Annotated in this window: 12 protein-coding genes; 3 read left to right on the top strand and 9 right to left on the bottom strand. The window is 74.1% G+C overall.

The window, feature by feature from the left end; genetic code table 11:
• Nucleotides 1-413: 413 nt before the first annotated feature.
• From ELQ39_RS05385 to ELQ39_RS05400, 4 genes are all read right to left on the bottom strand, one after another.
• Nucleotides 414-3,299 (bottom strand): DEAD/DEAH box helicase, encoded by a 2,886-nt coding sequence (locus ELQ39_RS05385; protein WP_242591188.1) that lies wholly within the window; start codon nt 3,297-3,299, stop codon nt 414-416.
• A 99-nt stretch (nt 3,300-3,398) separates the two neighbouring features.
• Nucleotides 3,399-3,995 carry a sugar kinase gene (locus ELQ39_RS05390; protein ID WP_242591189.1) on the bottom strand — a complete coding sequence of 199 codons (597 nt, stop codon included), beginning with the start codon at nt 3,993-3,995 and terminating at the stop codon, nt 3,399-3,401.
• The gene (locus ELQ39_RS05395) at nt 3,992-5,140 is read right to left on the bottom strand and encodes an ROK family glucokinase (RefSeq protein WP_190001452.1); all 1,149 of its coding nucleotides are present in this window, start codon (nt 5,138-5,140) and stop codon (nt 3,992-3,994) included. The genes ELQ39_RS05390 and ELQ39_RS05395 overlap by 4 nt, the downstream gene beginning before the upstream one ends.
• Nucleotides 5,141-5,351: 211 nt before the next feature.
• On the bottom strand, nt 5,352-6,089 hold the full coding sequence (locus ELQ39_RS05400) for a GntR family transcriptional regulator (protein WP_190001700.1): 738 nt from the start codon (nt 6,087-6,089) through the stop codon (nt 5,352-5,354).
• A gap of 128 nt (nt 6,090-6,217) precedes the next feature.
• Here ELQ39_RS05400 and ELQ39_RS05405 point away from each other — a divergent pair, with 128 nt between their 5' ends.
• Entirely contained in the window at nt 6,218-7,240 is a 1,023-nt protein-coding gene (locus ELQ39_RS05405; protein WP_190001451.1) for a Gfo/Idh/MocA family protein, read from the top strand.
• 71 nt (nt 7,241-7,311) lie between these two features.
• Here ELQ39_RS05405 and ELQ39_RS05410 read toward each other — a convergent pair whose 3' ends face one another.
• From ELQ39_RS05410 to ELQ39_RS05420, 3 genes are all read right to left on the bottom strand, one after another.
• The gene (locus tag ELQ39_RS05410) at nt 7,312-7,746 is read right to left on the bottom strand and encodes a hotdog fold thioesterase (RefSeq protein WP_190001699.1); all 435 of its coding nucleotides are present in this window, start codon (nt 7,744-7,746) and stop codon (nt 7,312-7,314) included.
• Between the two features lie 32 nt (nt 7,747-7,778).
• The gene (locus tag ELQ39_RS05415; protein ID WP_190001450.1) at nt 7,779-8,459 is read right to left on the bottom strand and encodes a response regulator; all 681 of its coding nucleotides are present in this window, start codon (nt 8,457-8,459) and stop codon (nt 7,779-7,781) included.
• A 130-nt stretch (nt 8,460-8,589) separates the two neighbouring features.
• Nucleotides 8,590-9,837 carry a histidine kinase gene (locus ELQ39_RS05420; RefSeq protein WP_190001449.1) on the bottom strand — a complete coding sequence of 416 codons (1,248 nt, stop codon included), beginning with the start codon at nt 9,835-9,837 and terminating at the stop codon, nt 8,590-8,592.
• Between the two features lie 179 nt (nt 9,838-10,016).
• Here ELQ39_RS05420 and ELQ39_RS05425 point away from each other — a divergent pair, with 179 nt between their 5' ends.
• The gene (locus ELQ39_RS05425; protein WP_242591190.1) at nt 10,017-10,220 is read left to right on the top strand and encodes a hypothetical protein; all 204 of its coding nucleotides are present in this window, start codon (nt 10,017-10,019) and stop codon (nt 10,218-10,220) included.
• Between the two features lie 12 nt (nt 10,221-10,232).
• On the opposite strand, the gene ELQ39_RS05430 is transcribed toward ELQ39_RS05425, so the two are convergent.
• Nucleotides 10,233-10,664 carry a ribonuclease domain-containing protein gene (locus ELQ39_RS05430; protein ID WP_242591191.1) on the bottom strand — a complete coding sequence of 144 codons (432 nt, stop codon included), beginning with the start codon at nt 10,662-10,664 and terminating at the stop codon, nt 10,233-10,235.
• Between the two features lie 180 nt (nt 10,665-10,844).
• Between ELQ39_RS05430 and ELQ39_RS05435 the strand changes: the two genes are divergently transcribed.
• Complete coding sequence (locus tag ELQ39_RS05435; protein ID WP_242591192.1) at nt 10,845-11,597, top strand: SDR family NAD(P)-dependent oxidoreductase; 753 nt, start codon at nt 10,845-10,847, stop codon at nt 11,595-11,597.
• 46 nt (nt 11,598-11,643) lie between these two features.
• Here ELQ39_RS05435 and alc read toward each other — a convergent pair whose 3' ends face one another.
• Entirely contained in the window at nt 11,644-12,759 is a 1,116-nt protein-coding gene (gene alc / locus ELQ39_RS05440; RefSeq protein WP_242591193.1) for an allantoicase, read from the bottom strand.
• Nucleotides 12,760-12,779: the final 20 nt, after the last annotated feature.

Here is a 12,779-nt window from a genome sequence, read left to right on the forward strand (position 1 = left end):
ACGAGCCTCCCGGCCGTCCGGGACCGACGGATCGGCCTGCACGGCCCCCTCCCCCGAAGCCCCCGCACGCCGCAACGCCTCCCGCGCCGCGTCCGACGCACGAGCCTCCCGGCCGTCCGGGACCGACGGATCGGCCTGCACGGCCCCCTCCCCCGAAGCCCCCGCACGCCGCAACACCTCCCGCACCGCACCGGACACACAGGAAGCCGGAGCGAGCCCCTCTCCCGAAGCCACCGCGCCGCGCAGCGCCTCGCGCGCCTCCTCGGCCGGGGGCTCCGAGCCGGGCTGCGCGGCCTCCGCGGCCGAAGGGGCCGTCTCCCCCCTCGGCTGGGAAGAGCCCGCGTCCCCGGGCGCGGCGCCCCGCTCACGCGCCGCGCGCAGCGCCTCCCTCGCCTCCTCCGACGGCCGCGGTGTCATGTCGTCCTCCGCAGGGACACCAGGTCGGACAGCTCGCGGTCGGAGAGTTCCGTCAGGGCGGACTCGCCGGAGCCGAGGATCGCGTCGGCGAGGGCCCGCTTGGACTGCAGCATCTCGGCGATGCGGTCCTCCACCGTGCCCTCGGTGACGAGCCGGTGGACCTGGACGGGCTGGGTCTGGCCGATGCGGTAGGCGCGGTCGGTGGCCTGCTCCTCCACCGCCGGATTCCACCAGCGGTCGAAGTGGACGACATGTCCCGCGCGCGTCAGGTTCAGCCCTGTCCCCGCCGCCTTCAGGGACAGCACGAGCACCGGGACCGCCCCGCTCTGGAAGCGGTCCACCATCCGCTCCCGCTCGGGCACCGGCGTCCCGCCGTGCAGCAGGTCGACCGGGACGGCGCGCTCGGCGAGATGGCGGGTGATCAGGCGGGCCATGCCGACGTACTGGGTGAAGACGAGGGCGGAGCCGTCCTCCGCGAGCACCGTGTCCAGCAGCTCGTCGAGCAGGGCGAGTTTGCCGGAGCGGGCGGCGAGGCGGTCGCCGGCCGGGGCGTGCTCCTCCTTGAGGTACAGCGCCGGGTGGTCGCAGATCTGCTTGAGCGAGGTCAGCAGCTTCAGCACCAGCCCGCGGCGCCCCATCCCCTGCGCCGTCTCGATGGCGATCATCGACTCGCGCACCACCGCCTCGTACAGCGCGGCCTGTTCGCGGGTGAGCGGCACCGGGTGGTCCGTCTCCGTCTTGGGCGGCAGCTCGGGGACGATGCCCGGGTCGGACTTCTTGCGCCGCAGCAGGAAGGGGCGGACCAGACGGGCCAGCCGCTCGGCCGCCTGCTCGTCCTCCCCGGTCTCCACCGCGCGCGCGTGCCGGGCGCGGAAGGACTTGAGCGGGCCGAGAAGGCCGGGGGTGGTCCAGTCGAGGAGGGCCCACAGCTCGGAGAGGTTGTTCTCCACGGGCGTGCCGGTGAGGGCCACCCGGGCGGGTGCCGGGATGGTGCGCAGGGCCTTGGCGGTCGCCGAGTGCGGGTTCTTGACGTGCTGCGCCTCGTCGGCGACGACCATGCCCCACCGCTGTTCCGCCAGGGTGGGGGCGGCGGAGCGCATGGTGCCGTAGGTGGTGAGGACGAAGCCGCCGTCCAGCCCCTCCAGGGTGCGGTCGGGTCCGTGGAAGCGGCGTACGGGCACGCCGGGCGCGAACCGGGTGATCTCCCGCTGCCAGTTGCCGAGCAGGGACGCCGGGCACACCACGAGGGTGGGCTCGGTGCGGGCGCGCTTCAGGTGCAGGGCGATGAGGGTGACGGTCTTGCCTAGGCCCATGTCGTCGGCGAGGCAGCCGCCCAGTCCGAGGGAGGTCATGAGGTCGAGCCAGGCCAGGCCGCGGAGCTGGTAGTCGCGGAGGGTGGCGTCGAGGCCGGGCGGGGGTTCGGCGGGGAGCACGCCCGCGGTCAGGCGGTCGCGGAGGGCGGCCAGCGTCCCGGCGGGCACCGCTTCCACCGTCTCGCCGTCGATCTCCGCCTCCCCGGTGAGGGCGACGGACAGCGCGTCGACGGGGTCGAGCAGGCCCAGGTCCCGTTTGCGGGCCTTGCGGACCAGGGCGGGGTCGACCAGCACCCACTGGTCGCGGAGCCGGACGACCGGGCGGTGCGCCTCGGCCAGGGCGTCCATCTCGGCCTCGGTCAGCGGGTCGCCGCCGAGGGCGATCTGCCAGCCGAACCGCAGCAGGTCCTCGCTCTCGAAGAAGCCGGTGCCGTCGGTCGCGGAGCCGGGCGCGGAGCGGACGACGGCCGTGGCCGTGAGGTCCTGGGCGAGGTCACGCGGCCAGTGCACGGCGACCCCTGCCGCCGCGAGCCGGGTGGCCGCCACGCCGAGCAGATCGCTCAGCTCGTCCTCGGACAGGGCGAGGACGTCCGGCACGTCCTGGTCGGAGAGCCGGTCCAGCGGGGGCCAGACGCGGGCCGCGCGGCGCACCGCGAGGGCGGCGTCGACGCGCGCGCGGGGCCCGAAGCCGTGGTCCGCCTCACCGGACCAGAGGGCCGCCGCGTCGGCCACCAGCGTCGGGTCGGACAGGCTGTGCACCTGCACGATCGCCGCTCCCGCGCCGCGCGCGCCGCTGCCGCCCGCGGTCCCGTCGGCGTCGAAGAGGTCGTGCGCGGACAGGTCCAGGCGGAGCGAGATCCGTACGCCCGCGTCCATGCCGGCGGCGACCTCCGCGGCCCAGTCCCGGGCATCGGGCAGCCGCTGGGGCCGCCGCGCGGCGAACGGCGGTCCGGATGCGTAGGGCGCGGCGGGCGTGCGGGGCAGGGTGTCGGCGACCGCGTCGAGGAACGCGCGGACCAGCGCCTCCGGTCGCGGCAGGCGCAGGGGGCCGGGGCCGGGCAGCGGCACCGCGTGGCCCTCGTACGGGAGGGCGGCGGCCACCGCGCGCAGGTGGGTCACGTCGTCCGGTTCGAGGGGGCCGGCGCGCCAGGCGTCGTACCCCTCGGCGGTGAGGCCGGGCAGCAGGCGGCCCCGGGCGGTGAGGCGCAGGGCGTGCAGGGCGGCGGCGCCCCAGCAGGCGGTGGCCGGGTGGGCCGCCGGATCGTGCCGGGCGCGGACCAGCAGGGGCAGGGCCTCGTCCACGGGCAGGGACAGCGCGGGGACGGTGCGCCGGCGCACACTCGCGCCGTGCGGTCGTACGACGGTGAGGTCCGTGCGCCGGGCGCCCCCGGCTTGCGGGGGCACGTCCGCGTCCCCGCTCCCGGCGGGCACGTCCGCGCCCTGCGGGTCGTAGAAGGCGATCCGTCCGTCGCGCGGGAGGGGTGCGGGCAGGAACACGGCCGGCAGCGACGACGCGACGAGCCCGTCGGCCGTCACGGCGCCCTCGGCCACCGTCGTCGCCTCGCCCATACGTCTTGTCACCTCCCCGCCCGTCCGTCGGACCAGTCGTCTTCGACTCTACGGGCGGGGTCCGACAATCGGCTCCGGCGGCCAGGTCCCGCGGGAGGGTCAGGGCACCGTGCGGGACACGACGTACACGCGCGGGTAGCCGGGTTTGTCGTGGTTGACGACGACGTCGTGCGTGGGCGCGGGGTTCTTCTGCCTGTGCACCAGGCCTGACCAGGTGCCGGGGCCGTCGAAGGTCCAGCCGGTGACGTCGCGGTCGCGCTCACTGATGGGGAGGCGGTCCTTCTTCAGGTCCTTCTCCGACATGCCCATGCTGGTGAGGAACGCGGTCAGACCCGCGTCGCTGGTCTCGAACTCGACGTAGAGGCGGCTGGTCTTCCAGTTGTTCGTCTCGTACGAGGCGACCCACCAGGCCGGGTGCGGCACCGGCACCTGGTAGATGCGTCGCTGGAGCTTGGACGGCCAGCCCTCGGTGAGGCCGGTCGCCGAGTACTTCGCCTCCTTGTCCTTGCCGCTGGCCCGGCTCTGGTTCGCGGAGATCACCAGGTAGCCGGCCGGGATGCCGATGAGCAGGACGATGATCAGCAGGGTGAGGGCGCGGCGGCGGATCATGTGCCGCCGGTCCTCACCGGGGTGCGCCCCGCCCTGCCCGTCGGGGCGGCCGGGGTCGTGCGCCGACGCAGGAAGCCCGCCCGTCACAGCGACTCCGAGGGGGAACGGCGGGCCTCCGCGAACTTCTCGTAGCGCTCGTACCGCTCGACCCGGCGGCGCTTGGCGCGGCGGAAGCGGCGGGCGACCAGGCGGGCCAGGTCGGCGGCGCCGACCATGCCGGCCTCGGGGCCGAGCTGGGCGCGCACGACGCGGGCCTCGGGGCGGTAGCCGCGCCCCGTGAGGTGCCGCTTGAAGGCGTCCCGGGCGGGGCCGATGAGCAGGTCGTCGGCCGCGGAGACGCCGCCGCCGATGACGAAGCACGAGGGGTCGAGGGCGGCGGCCAGGTTGGCGATGCCGACGCCGAGCCACTGGCCGATGTCCTGGAGCAGCTCGATGCACATGGCGTCGCCCTCGCGGGCCAGCTCGGTGATCATCGGGCCGCTGATGTCGCCGATGTTGCCCTTGACGTGCTCGATGATCCCGTAGGCGACCGGGGAGTCGGCGGCGGCCAGCTCGCGCGCCTCGCGGACCAGGGCGTTGCCGGAGCTGTACTGCTCCCAGCAGCCGCGGTTGCCGCAGGGGCAGCGGTGTCCGCCGGGGACGACCTGCATGTGGCCGAACTCGCCGGCGACGCCGTACTTGCCGCGCTTGACCTTTCCGTCCTCGAGGATGGCGCCGCCGATGCCGGTGCCGAGGGTGATCATGACGAGGTTGTCCTCGCCGCGTCCGGCGCCGAAGCGCCACTCGGCCCAGGCGGCGGAGTTCGCGTCGTTGTCGACGAGGACCGGGACGGCGAGGCGTCCCGCGAGGCGGTCGCGCAGGGGTTCGTTGCGCCAGGACAGGTGGGGGGCGAAGAGCACCCGGTTGCGGTCGGCGTCGACCCAGCCGGCCGCGCCGATGCCGACGGCGTGCACGTCGTGCCGGTCGGACAGGTCCAGGACGAGCTCCACGATGGTGTCCTCGACGACCTTCGGGCTCTTGGACTTGTCGGGGGTCTCGGTGCGGAGCTTCTCCAGGATGTTGCCGTCGGCGTCCACGACGCCCGCCATCACTTTGGTGCCGCCGATGTCGATGCCCACGGTCGGCACCCGGGGCGCCGACAGGTGGGAGCGGCGCTCCCGCGTACCGACCGTTCTCAGGACGGTCGCGCGCCGGGAGCCGATGGGGGCGGTGAAGTCGCGGTAGGTGCTCATCGGGTGCGATTGTGCCGCACAGGTGCCCCGATCGCGGTACCGGGCAGGTGGCGGGGTTCCTCGGATCCGGCACCGGAAGCGGGTGGAGGCGGGGCGGAGGCGGGCCCTCCGCCGTTCGCGTCCGCACCGGTCGGCGCGCTCCCACCGTACGCCTGTGGATCGCGTCACATTGTCCGGACAATGCGACGACCGGGGCCGCCCGGGGCCCGGCTCAGTTCCGTACGAGCAGCTGGAACTCGAAGGAGTACCGCGAGGGCCGGTAGGTGTGCGTGCCGTACTCCACCGCTCGGCCGGTGTCGTCGAAGGTGACGCGCTGCATGGTGAGCAGCGGGGCGTCGGTCCGTTCGCGCAGCCGCTCGGCCTCGACGGCGGTGGCGGCCCGCGCGCCGATGGTCTGCCGGGCGCTGTGCAGGGTGATGCCGGCGGCCCGCATCAGCCGGTACAGGCCGGTGGCCTCGAGCTGGCCGGTGTCCAGGTCGAGCAGGCCGGGCGGGAGGTAGTTGCACAGGTACGCGATGGGCTCGCCGTGCGCGGAGCGCAGCCGCTCGATGCGGTGCACCTCGCTCCCCTCGGTCACCCCGAGCGCGGCGGCGACCTCGGCGGACGCGGCGACCATGGTGTTGACCAGCACGGTGGTGGTGGGGCGCTGGCCTGCGGACTCCAGGTCGTCGTAGAGGCTGCTCAGCTCCAGCGGGCGCCTGACCTTGCTGTGCACGACCTGGGTGCCGACGCCGCGGCGGCGCACCAGCAGGCCCTTGTCGACGAGCGACTGGATGGCCTGGCGGACGGTCGGCCGGGACAGGCCGAGGCGCGCGGCCAGCTCGATCTCGTTGCCCAGCAGGGTGCCGGGGGTGAGGGTGCCGTGCTCGATGGCGGACTCCAGCTGCTGGGCCAGCTGGAAGTACAACGGCACGGGGGAGCCGCGGTCCACGCTCAGCTCCAGCTGCACGGTCGGGTCCACTTCTGGTTTCGGCACGGAGCGAGCGTATCGGCGTGGGCTGTTGACGGGAAGTCGTGTAGTTCGGTTGTCCGGACATACGCATTGACAGGGAGCGGTGCGGGCCCCACTTTGTTTCCATGCGCATCGGGGTCATCGGTACGGGCCGTATCGGCACCATTCACGCCCACACACTCAGCAGGCACCGCGAGGTCGGATCCCTCATTCTCACGGACGTCGATCCGGCGCGGGCGCAGGCCCTCGCCCACCGGCTCGGCGAGACGGCGGCGCCGGGTGTGGACGAGATCTACACCTGGGGGGTCGACGCCGTGGTGATCACGACGGCCACCTCCGCCCACGCGGACCTGATCGCGCGGGCGGCGCGCGCCGGTCTGCCGGTCTTCTGCGAGAAGCCCATCGCCCTGGACATCGCGGGCACGTTACAGGCGATCACGGAGGTGGAGACCGCCGGGACGGTGCTCCAGATGGGCTTCCAGCGGCGGTTCGACCGGGGCTACACGGGCGCCCGCGAGGCGGTACGGACGGGCAGGCTGGGGCGGCTGCACACGGTACGCGCGACGACCAGCGAGGCGGAGCCGCCGGACCCCTCCCGCCTGGCGCAGTCGGGCGGGCTGTACCGGGACACCCTCATCCACGACTTCGACGTCCTGCGCTGGGTGACCGGCCGGGAGGTCGTCGACGTGTACGCCACCGGGTCGGACGCGGGGCCCCCGATGTTCCGCGAGGCGGGCGACGTCGACACGGGCGCGGTGCTGCTCACCCTCGACGACGGCACCCTCGCCACGGTCACCGGGACCCGGATGAACGGCGCCGGCTACGACGTGCGCATGGAACTCGCCGGGGAGCGTGACCAGATCGTGGTCGGCCTCGACGACCGTACGCCCATCGCGTCCACCGAGCCGACGGGGCCGCCCGCGGCGGACAAGCCGTGGACCGGCTTCCTGGAGCGGTTCGGACCCGCGTACGAGGCCGAACTGGTCGCTTTCGTCGAGGTGGTGCGGGGTGAGCGGCCCAACCCGTGCGACGGCCGTGAGGCCCTGCGGGCGCTGCTGATCGCGGAGGCGTGCGAGAGATCGCGGCGGGAGCACAGGCCGGTGCGGCCCGCGGAACTGCTGGGCAGCGCGCAGGAGGCGCTGACGTGAGACCTGGGGGTGTCGGGCGACACCCCCTTCTTCATGCCCTCATGACGTGCGGGCCGTCCCCCGTCATGCCCTCATGACGTGCGGGCCGTCACCGGCAGGACCGTCCCCTGCGCCACCGCGCACAGCGTCTCCTCGTCCTCCTCTGTCACCGTGAGGAGGTCGCAGCGGGTGACCGCCTGGCGTCTGCCCGCGTGGACCACGGTGGCGCGGGCGCGGAGGGTGCGGCCGGTGGCCGGACGCAGGTACTGCACGGAGAAGCCGCCGGTCAGCACGGACGGGCCGAGGACCGCGCCGGCGGCGAAGGTGAGCGCGTTGTCGGCGGCGTAGGCGAGGACGCCTCCGTGCAGGAAGCCGTTCTGCTGGTGCAGGTCGTCCCTGATGTCGATCTCCAGGGTGGCCCCGCCGTCGCCGAAGGCGGTGACACGGGCGCCGAGGAGTCTGCTGAAGGGCTGGGCGTCCAGCAGCTTCCGCGCGGCGGCGAGGTCGAGTTCGGGCGGCGGGGTCATGGTGCGGGGCTCCTCTGAACGGCCGGTGGACGTCACGGGTGGTCTGTCTCCTCCAGCAGGCCCGCGTCATGGGCGAGCAGCGCGATCTGGACACGGTTGTTGAGGTCGAGCTTGGCCAGGATGCGTGAGACGTGCGTCTTGACGGTGGCCACGCTCATGTACAGCTCTGCGGCGATCTCCGCGTTGGCGAGGCCCCGGCCGACGGCCACGGCGACCTCTCGTTCGCGGTCGTTGAGGGAGGCGACGCGGTCGCGGGCGCGGGAGCGGCGGGTGTCGCCCGGGCCCGGATCGCCGGCGGCGTGCGCCATCAGCTGCCGGGTGACCGCGGGCGACAGCACCGGGTCGCCGGCCGCGACGCGCCGTACCGCGGCGACGATCTCGGCGGGCGGGGTGTCCTTCAGCACGAAGCCGGCCGCGCCCGCGCGGAGTGCGCGCAGGACCTGGTCGTCCGCGTGGAAGGTGGTGAGCACGACGACCTGCGGGGCGTCGTCTCGGCCGCGCAGCGCCTCGGTGGCGGCGAGGCCGTCGACGGAGGGCATGCGGATGTCCATGAGGACGACGTCCGGGTGGGTGCGGTCGACGAGTGCGGTGACCTCGGAGCCGTCGGCGGCCTCTCCGACGATCTCGATGTCGTCGGCGCCCCCGAGCATGAGCGAGAGGCCGGCTCGGACGAGGGGGTCGTCGTCCACGAGGAGGACTTTGATCGCGGTCATGGGCGGTACGAAATCATGCACCGGGACTGGTGCGGGGCGGGGGTGTCTGCGCAACTCGGCGCCTGTGAGGTGCCGCCCCGCCCACCTGTGCCGCCCCGGGCGGCACGATTGCCCGCGGTCCACGCGAGGTTCACCGCCACGGCAGCCGCGCCCTCACGGCGAAGCCGCCGTCCGGTGTGGGCCCGTGTTCGAAGGAGCCGCCCGTCAGCGTCGCGCGTTCCGTCAGGCCGATCAGGCCCTGGCCCGCGCCTGGGACAGGAGGGACCTCGCCTTCCGGGGCGGGGTTGTGGACCGTGACCGTGAGATCCTCGCCCGGGCCGCCGGTGACGGAGACCGTGACCTCCGTGCCGGGGGCGTGTTTGCGGGCGTTGGTCAGGCCCTCCTGGGCGATGCGGTAGGCGGTGCGGCCGACGGAGGCGGGGACGGAGGCGGCGTCGGTGACCCGCTGCTCCAGGGTGACCTTCATACCCGCCTGGCGGGACTCGGCGACAAGGGTGTCCAGCGCCGCGAGCGTCGGCTGCGGGCGGCCCGCGTCCTCGCTGTCGCCGGCCCGCAGCACCCCGATGATCTCCCGCAGGTCCTGGAGGGCCTCGTGGGCGCTCTCCCGGATCACGCCCGCCGCCCGTGCTGTCTCGTCGGGCGGGGCGTCGGGCCGGAACTCCAGCGCGCCCGCGTGCACGCTGAGCAGCGTCAGCCGGTGCGCGAGCACGTCGTGCATCTCGCGCGCGATGGCCTCGCGGGCGAGCCGCTGCGCCTGTTCGGCCCTCAGCCGCGCCTCCGTCTCGGCGTGCCGGGCCCGGTCCCGCAGGCTGAGCATGAGCTGCCGTTTGGACCGGACGAACATCCCCCAGCCGACGACGGCGACCGTCAGCACGACGAAGAGGACGACGACGACGGCGTACGGCAGGTCGGGGTCCGGGCGCCACCAGAAGTACAGCGGCACCAGCACCAGCTGGGAGCAGGCCACCCAGGCCACGTACCGGAAGGGCCGGTGCACGGCGAGCGTGAACAGGGCGATGACCGCGACCCCGCCGGACGTCTCGGAGACGAAGCTGACCGGCACCATGGCGGCGGCCAGGCCGAACGGCCACCGGCGGCGCAGCCAGACCGCGGCGCAGGACAGCGCGCCGAGTGTCTGGTCGGCGATGCTCAGCGCCCGCGGGAGGTCGGAGTTCTGCAGCGTGTCGGCGCCGACCAGTCCGATCAGGGCGGCGAGCAGGAAGCAGGAGAAGTCGACGACCCAGTCGCGCGCGGTACGCCGGGGACGGCGGCCGGAGCGGCTCGCGTCGGGGTCGAGCTCGTGGATGAGGGCGGACGGGAAGAACCACCTGGGCCCCGTGTACACCGGGGCGGTCCTGGCCGCCTGGTCATCGGTCACAGCCGATGAATCTATGCGGTGGGGGCCCGCTGTGGCCCCTCGCCGGCGGAATCGTCGACGAAAGTCGCACGACCTCAGACTTTCGGCGTCCCGGGCGCGGACGGCCGTCCACCTCGGTCGGAGGGGCCTCGCCCCGCGGCCGTTGTGGGTGGGGGGTCCGCGGGGCGAGAGTCGGGGGCATGAGAAAGCTGCTGGAGATACTGGGGTTCGTGGCCGCGCTGCAGGGCGTGGCCGGTCTGGTGACGGAGTTCACCGACTGGCACTGGGGCCTGGTGCGGCGGGCCGGGTTCCTCGACGGCTACGAGATCTACGCGAGCGTCGCCCTGCTGGTGCTGGGCGTCGCGCTGTTCGCCGTCGCGGAGACCCGGAAGCCCGGCGCCTGAACCGCCGGCCGGTCAGCAGGTGTGGTCGACCAGGTCGAACGAGGCGTAGTGGTCGGCGGTGTAGTAGTCCTCCTGGTACTCCTCGCCGGTCACGATCCGGCGGGCGCCACGGGTGGGGGAACCGGGCGTGATGACCGTGTACTCGTGGTAGTAGCCGCTGTCCTGGCCGGGGAGGATGCCCTCCCTGTTCTGGAAGACCGTGCCGTCCTGCTCGAACGGGAACGGGCCGCCCTGTTCGATCAGGTCGAGGGTGTCGTGCGCCTCGGACGGCAGGTCGCCGTAGCAGATGTCACCGACCGCCAGGACGGACGGCGCGGCGGACGCGGGGAGGGCGGGGGCGGCGTGGGCCGCCGGGGCGGAGAGCGTTCCGCCGCCGCCCAGCAGAAGGACGGACAGAAGGGCTGCTGCGGCCCCGGACCGGGCCGCTCGTGGGGGGAATCGCATACCCCATGATGACGCGCGTAGACACTGGCATGTCAATGTCAAGTACATGGATGTTTCGGTGTGGTCCGATGAGTATCCCGTGACGTGGCACGGGGACGCGCGCCGCGCCGGGTGACGGCGCGGCAGGTCGAGGTCCGATCGCCGCCAGCGCCCTGCCGTGGCGGCCGCTGAGATGGACGTATGACCACACGGATGAGGGACAGGACCCTGCTCGGCCGGACGGCGTTGGTGACCGGCGGCAGCCGCGGCATCGGCGCCGCGACGGCGCTGCGGCTCGCCCAGGAGGGCGCGGACGTCGCGGTGACGTACGTGAACGGCAAGGAGGCGGCGGAGGGAGTCGTACGGGCCGTCGAGGCGCTGGGGCGCCGCGCGGTGGCCCTGCGCGCGGACGCCGGCGACCCGGAGGAGGCGGCCTCGGCGGTGACCGCCGCCGTGCGGGAACTGGGGCGGCTGGACGTGCTGGTGAACAACGCGGGCGTCGGCGTGCTCGGCCCGCTGGAGTCCCTCTCCCCCGCCGACGTCGACCGGGTGCTCGCGGTGAACGTGCGCGGTGTCTTCCTCACCTCTCGCGCGGCGGCCGCGGTGATGGGGCGCGGGGGCCGGATCGTCACCGTCGGCTCGTGTCTGACGCAGCGGGTGACGGGCCCCGGCGGGACCCTCTACGCGATGAGCAAGGCGGCATTGGTGGGGCTGACCAAGGCGTTGGCGCGGGAGCTGGGCGAGCGCGGGATCACAGCGAACATCGTCCACCCGGGGCCCACCGACACGGAGATGAACCCGGCCGACGGCCCCTACGCGGCCGGCCAGGCGGCGGCCACCGCGCTGGGCCGGTTCGGTACGGCGGAGGAGGTGGCGGAGACGATCGTCCACCTCGCCGGCGCCGCGTACGTGACGGGCGCGGAGGTGGCGGTGGACGGCGGTCACGCGGCCTAGCCGCACCGCGGGGTGCCCGCCCCGGAAGGCGGGCACCCGCACGGGTTCAGCCCCCGAGCCGCTGCCTCCGCGCCTCCAGCGCCGCCGTTCCCCGGTCCGTCAGGGAGCCGAAGAGGCGCAGGCGGGAGATGCCGCCGTCGGGGTGGATGTCCACGCGCGCGTGGGTGCCCACCGCCGGGTCCGGGAGGACGAAGCGGTGGTTGGTGTCGGGCTGGAGGCGGGTGCGGGGCAGGATCTCCCGCCAGTCGCCGTCCTCGCCGTCCCGCACGGACACCGACGCCCAGCCGGCCGCGTTGCCCTTGAGGCAGGCGGTGTCGATCTCCAGGGCGCGGATCTGCGACTGGGCGACCAGGCGGTACGTGATCCAGTCGTGGCCGTGGTCGCGGCGGCGCCGGGTCTCCCAGCCGTCGTCCATCTTCCGGGAGCGCCCGGGCCGGATGGTGTTGGCGGCCGGCGAGTAGAAGAGGTCGGAGGCGTCCTCGACCCGGCCGCCGTTCTCCAGGGCGACGACGTCGAAGGTGCCGAGCGCGGTGAGCCACGCCAGGTCCGGGACGACCTCGCCGTACACGCGCAGGCGGGCGATGCCGCCGTCGGGGTGCTGGTTCAGGCGCAGGTGGGTGAAGCGCTGTTCGGCGGTGACGGCGAAGCCGTTGGCCGCGTGGCCGCCGATCCGGGTGCGCGGCACCAGCGTCGTCCACTTCACGTCGTCGCAGAGCAGTTCCCCGGGCGACGGGGAGCCGTCCACGGCGGTGCCCTCGACCGAGACCGCCTGCGGGTAGTTGCCGCGGAAGTGGGCGGTGTCGACGACGATGCCCCGGACGACGCCGGGGGTGCCGAGGCGGATCAGCGCCCAGTCGTGGTCGTCGTCGTCCGGCCAGGGGTGGCCGGCGGAGACGCCGCGCCGGCGCCGGGTCTCCCAGCCGTCCATGATCTTGCCCTTGTGGCCGAAGCGTTCGGGGTCGAAGACGGGGCGGCCGGGCAGCAGGAGGTTCTCGCGCTGGGCGAAGAACTCGTCGTTGGCGGCGATGACACCGGCGCCGAGCCGGCGGTCGGCGAGGTCGGCGAGGTGGGTGAAGGGGAAGTCGGCGGTGCGGTAGTCCGCGTACGGGTCGCCGCCGCCGTAGGGGTGGGCGTCGCCGGTGAAGGTCTCGATCGCCGTCACGGTGATGTGGTCCTGCCTTT

The sequence above is a fragment of the Streptomyces sp. GB4-14 genome (assembly GCF_022696125.1).
GTDB lineage: Bacteria > Actinomycetota > Actinomycetes > Streptomycetales > Streptomycetaceae > Streptomyces > Streptomyces werraensis.

Bases quoted from the DNA above. Each gene is read 5' to 3' on its own strand.
- ELQ39_RS05410 (WP_190001699.1), bottom strand. From the start codon at position 7,746: ATGACCCCGCCGCCCGAACTCGACCTCGCCGCCGCGCGGAAGCTGCTG.
- ELQ39_RS05415 (WP_190001450.1), bottom strand. From the start codon at position 8,459: ATGACCGCGATCAAAGTCCTCCTCGTGGACGACGACCCCCTCGTCCGA.
- ELQ39_RS05385 (WP_242591188.1), bottom strand. From the start codon at position 3,299: ATGGGCGAGGCGACGACGGTGGCCGAGGGCGCCGTGACGGCCGACGGG.
- ELQ39_RS05395 (WP_190001452.1), bottom strand. From the start codon at position 5,140: ATGAGCACCTACCGCGACTTCACCGCCCCCATCGGCTCCCGGCGCGCG.
- ELQ39_RS05405 (WP_190001451.1), top strand. From the start codon at position 6,218: ATGCGCATCGGGGTCATCGGTACGGGCCGTATCGGCACCATTCACGCC.
- ELQ39_RS05430 (WP_242591191.1), bottom strand. From the start codon at position 10,664: ATGCGATTCCCCCCACGAGCGGCCCGGTCCGGGGCCGCAGCAGCCCTT.
- ELQ39_RS05435 (WP_242591192.1), top strand. From the start codon at position 10,845: ATGACCACACGGATGAGGGACAGGACCCTGCTCGGCCGGACGGCGTTG.
- ELQ39_RS05425 (WP_242591190.1), top strand. From the start codon at position 10,017: ATGAGAAAGCTGCTGGAGATACTGGGGTTCGTGGCCGCGCTGCAGGGC.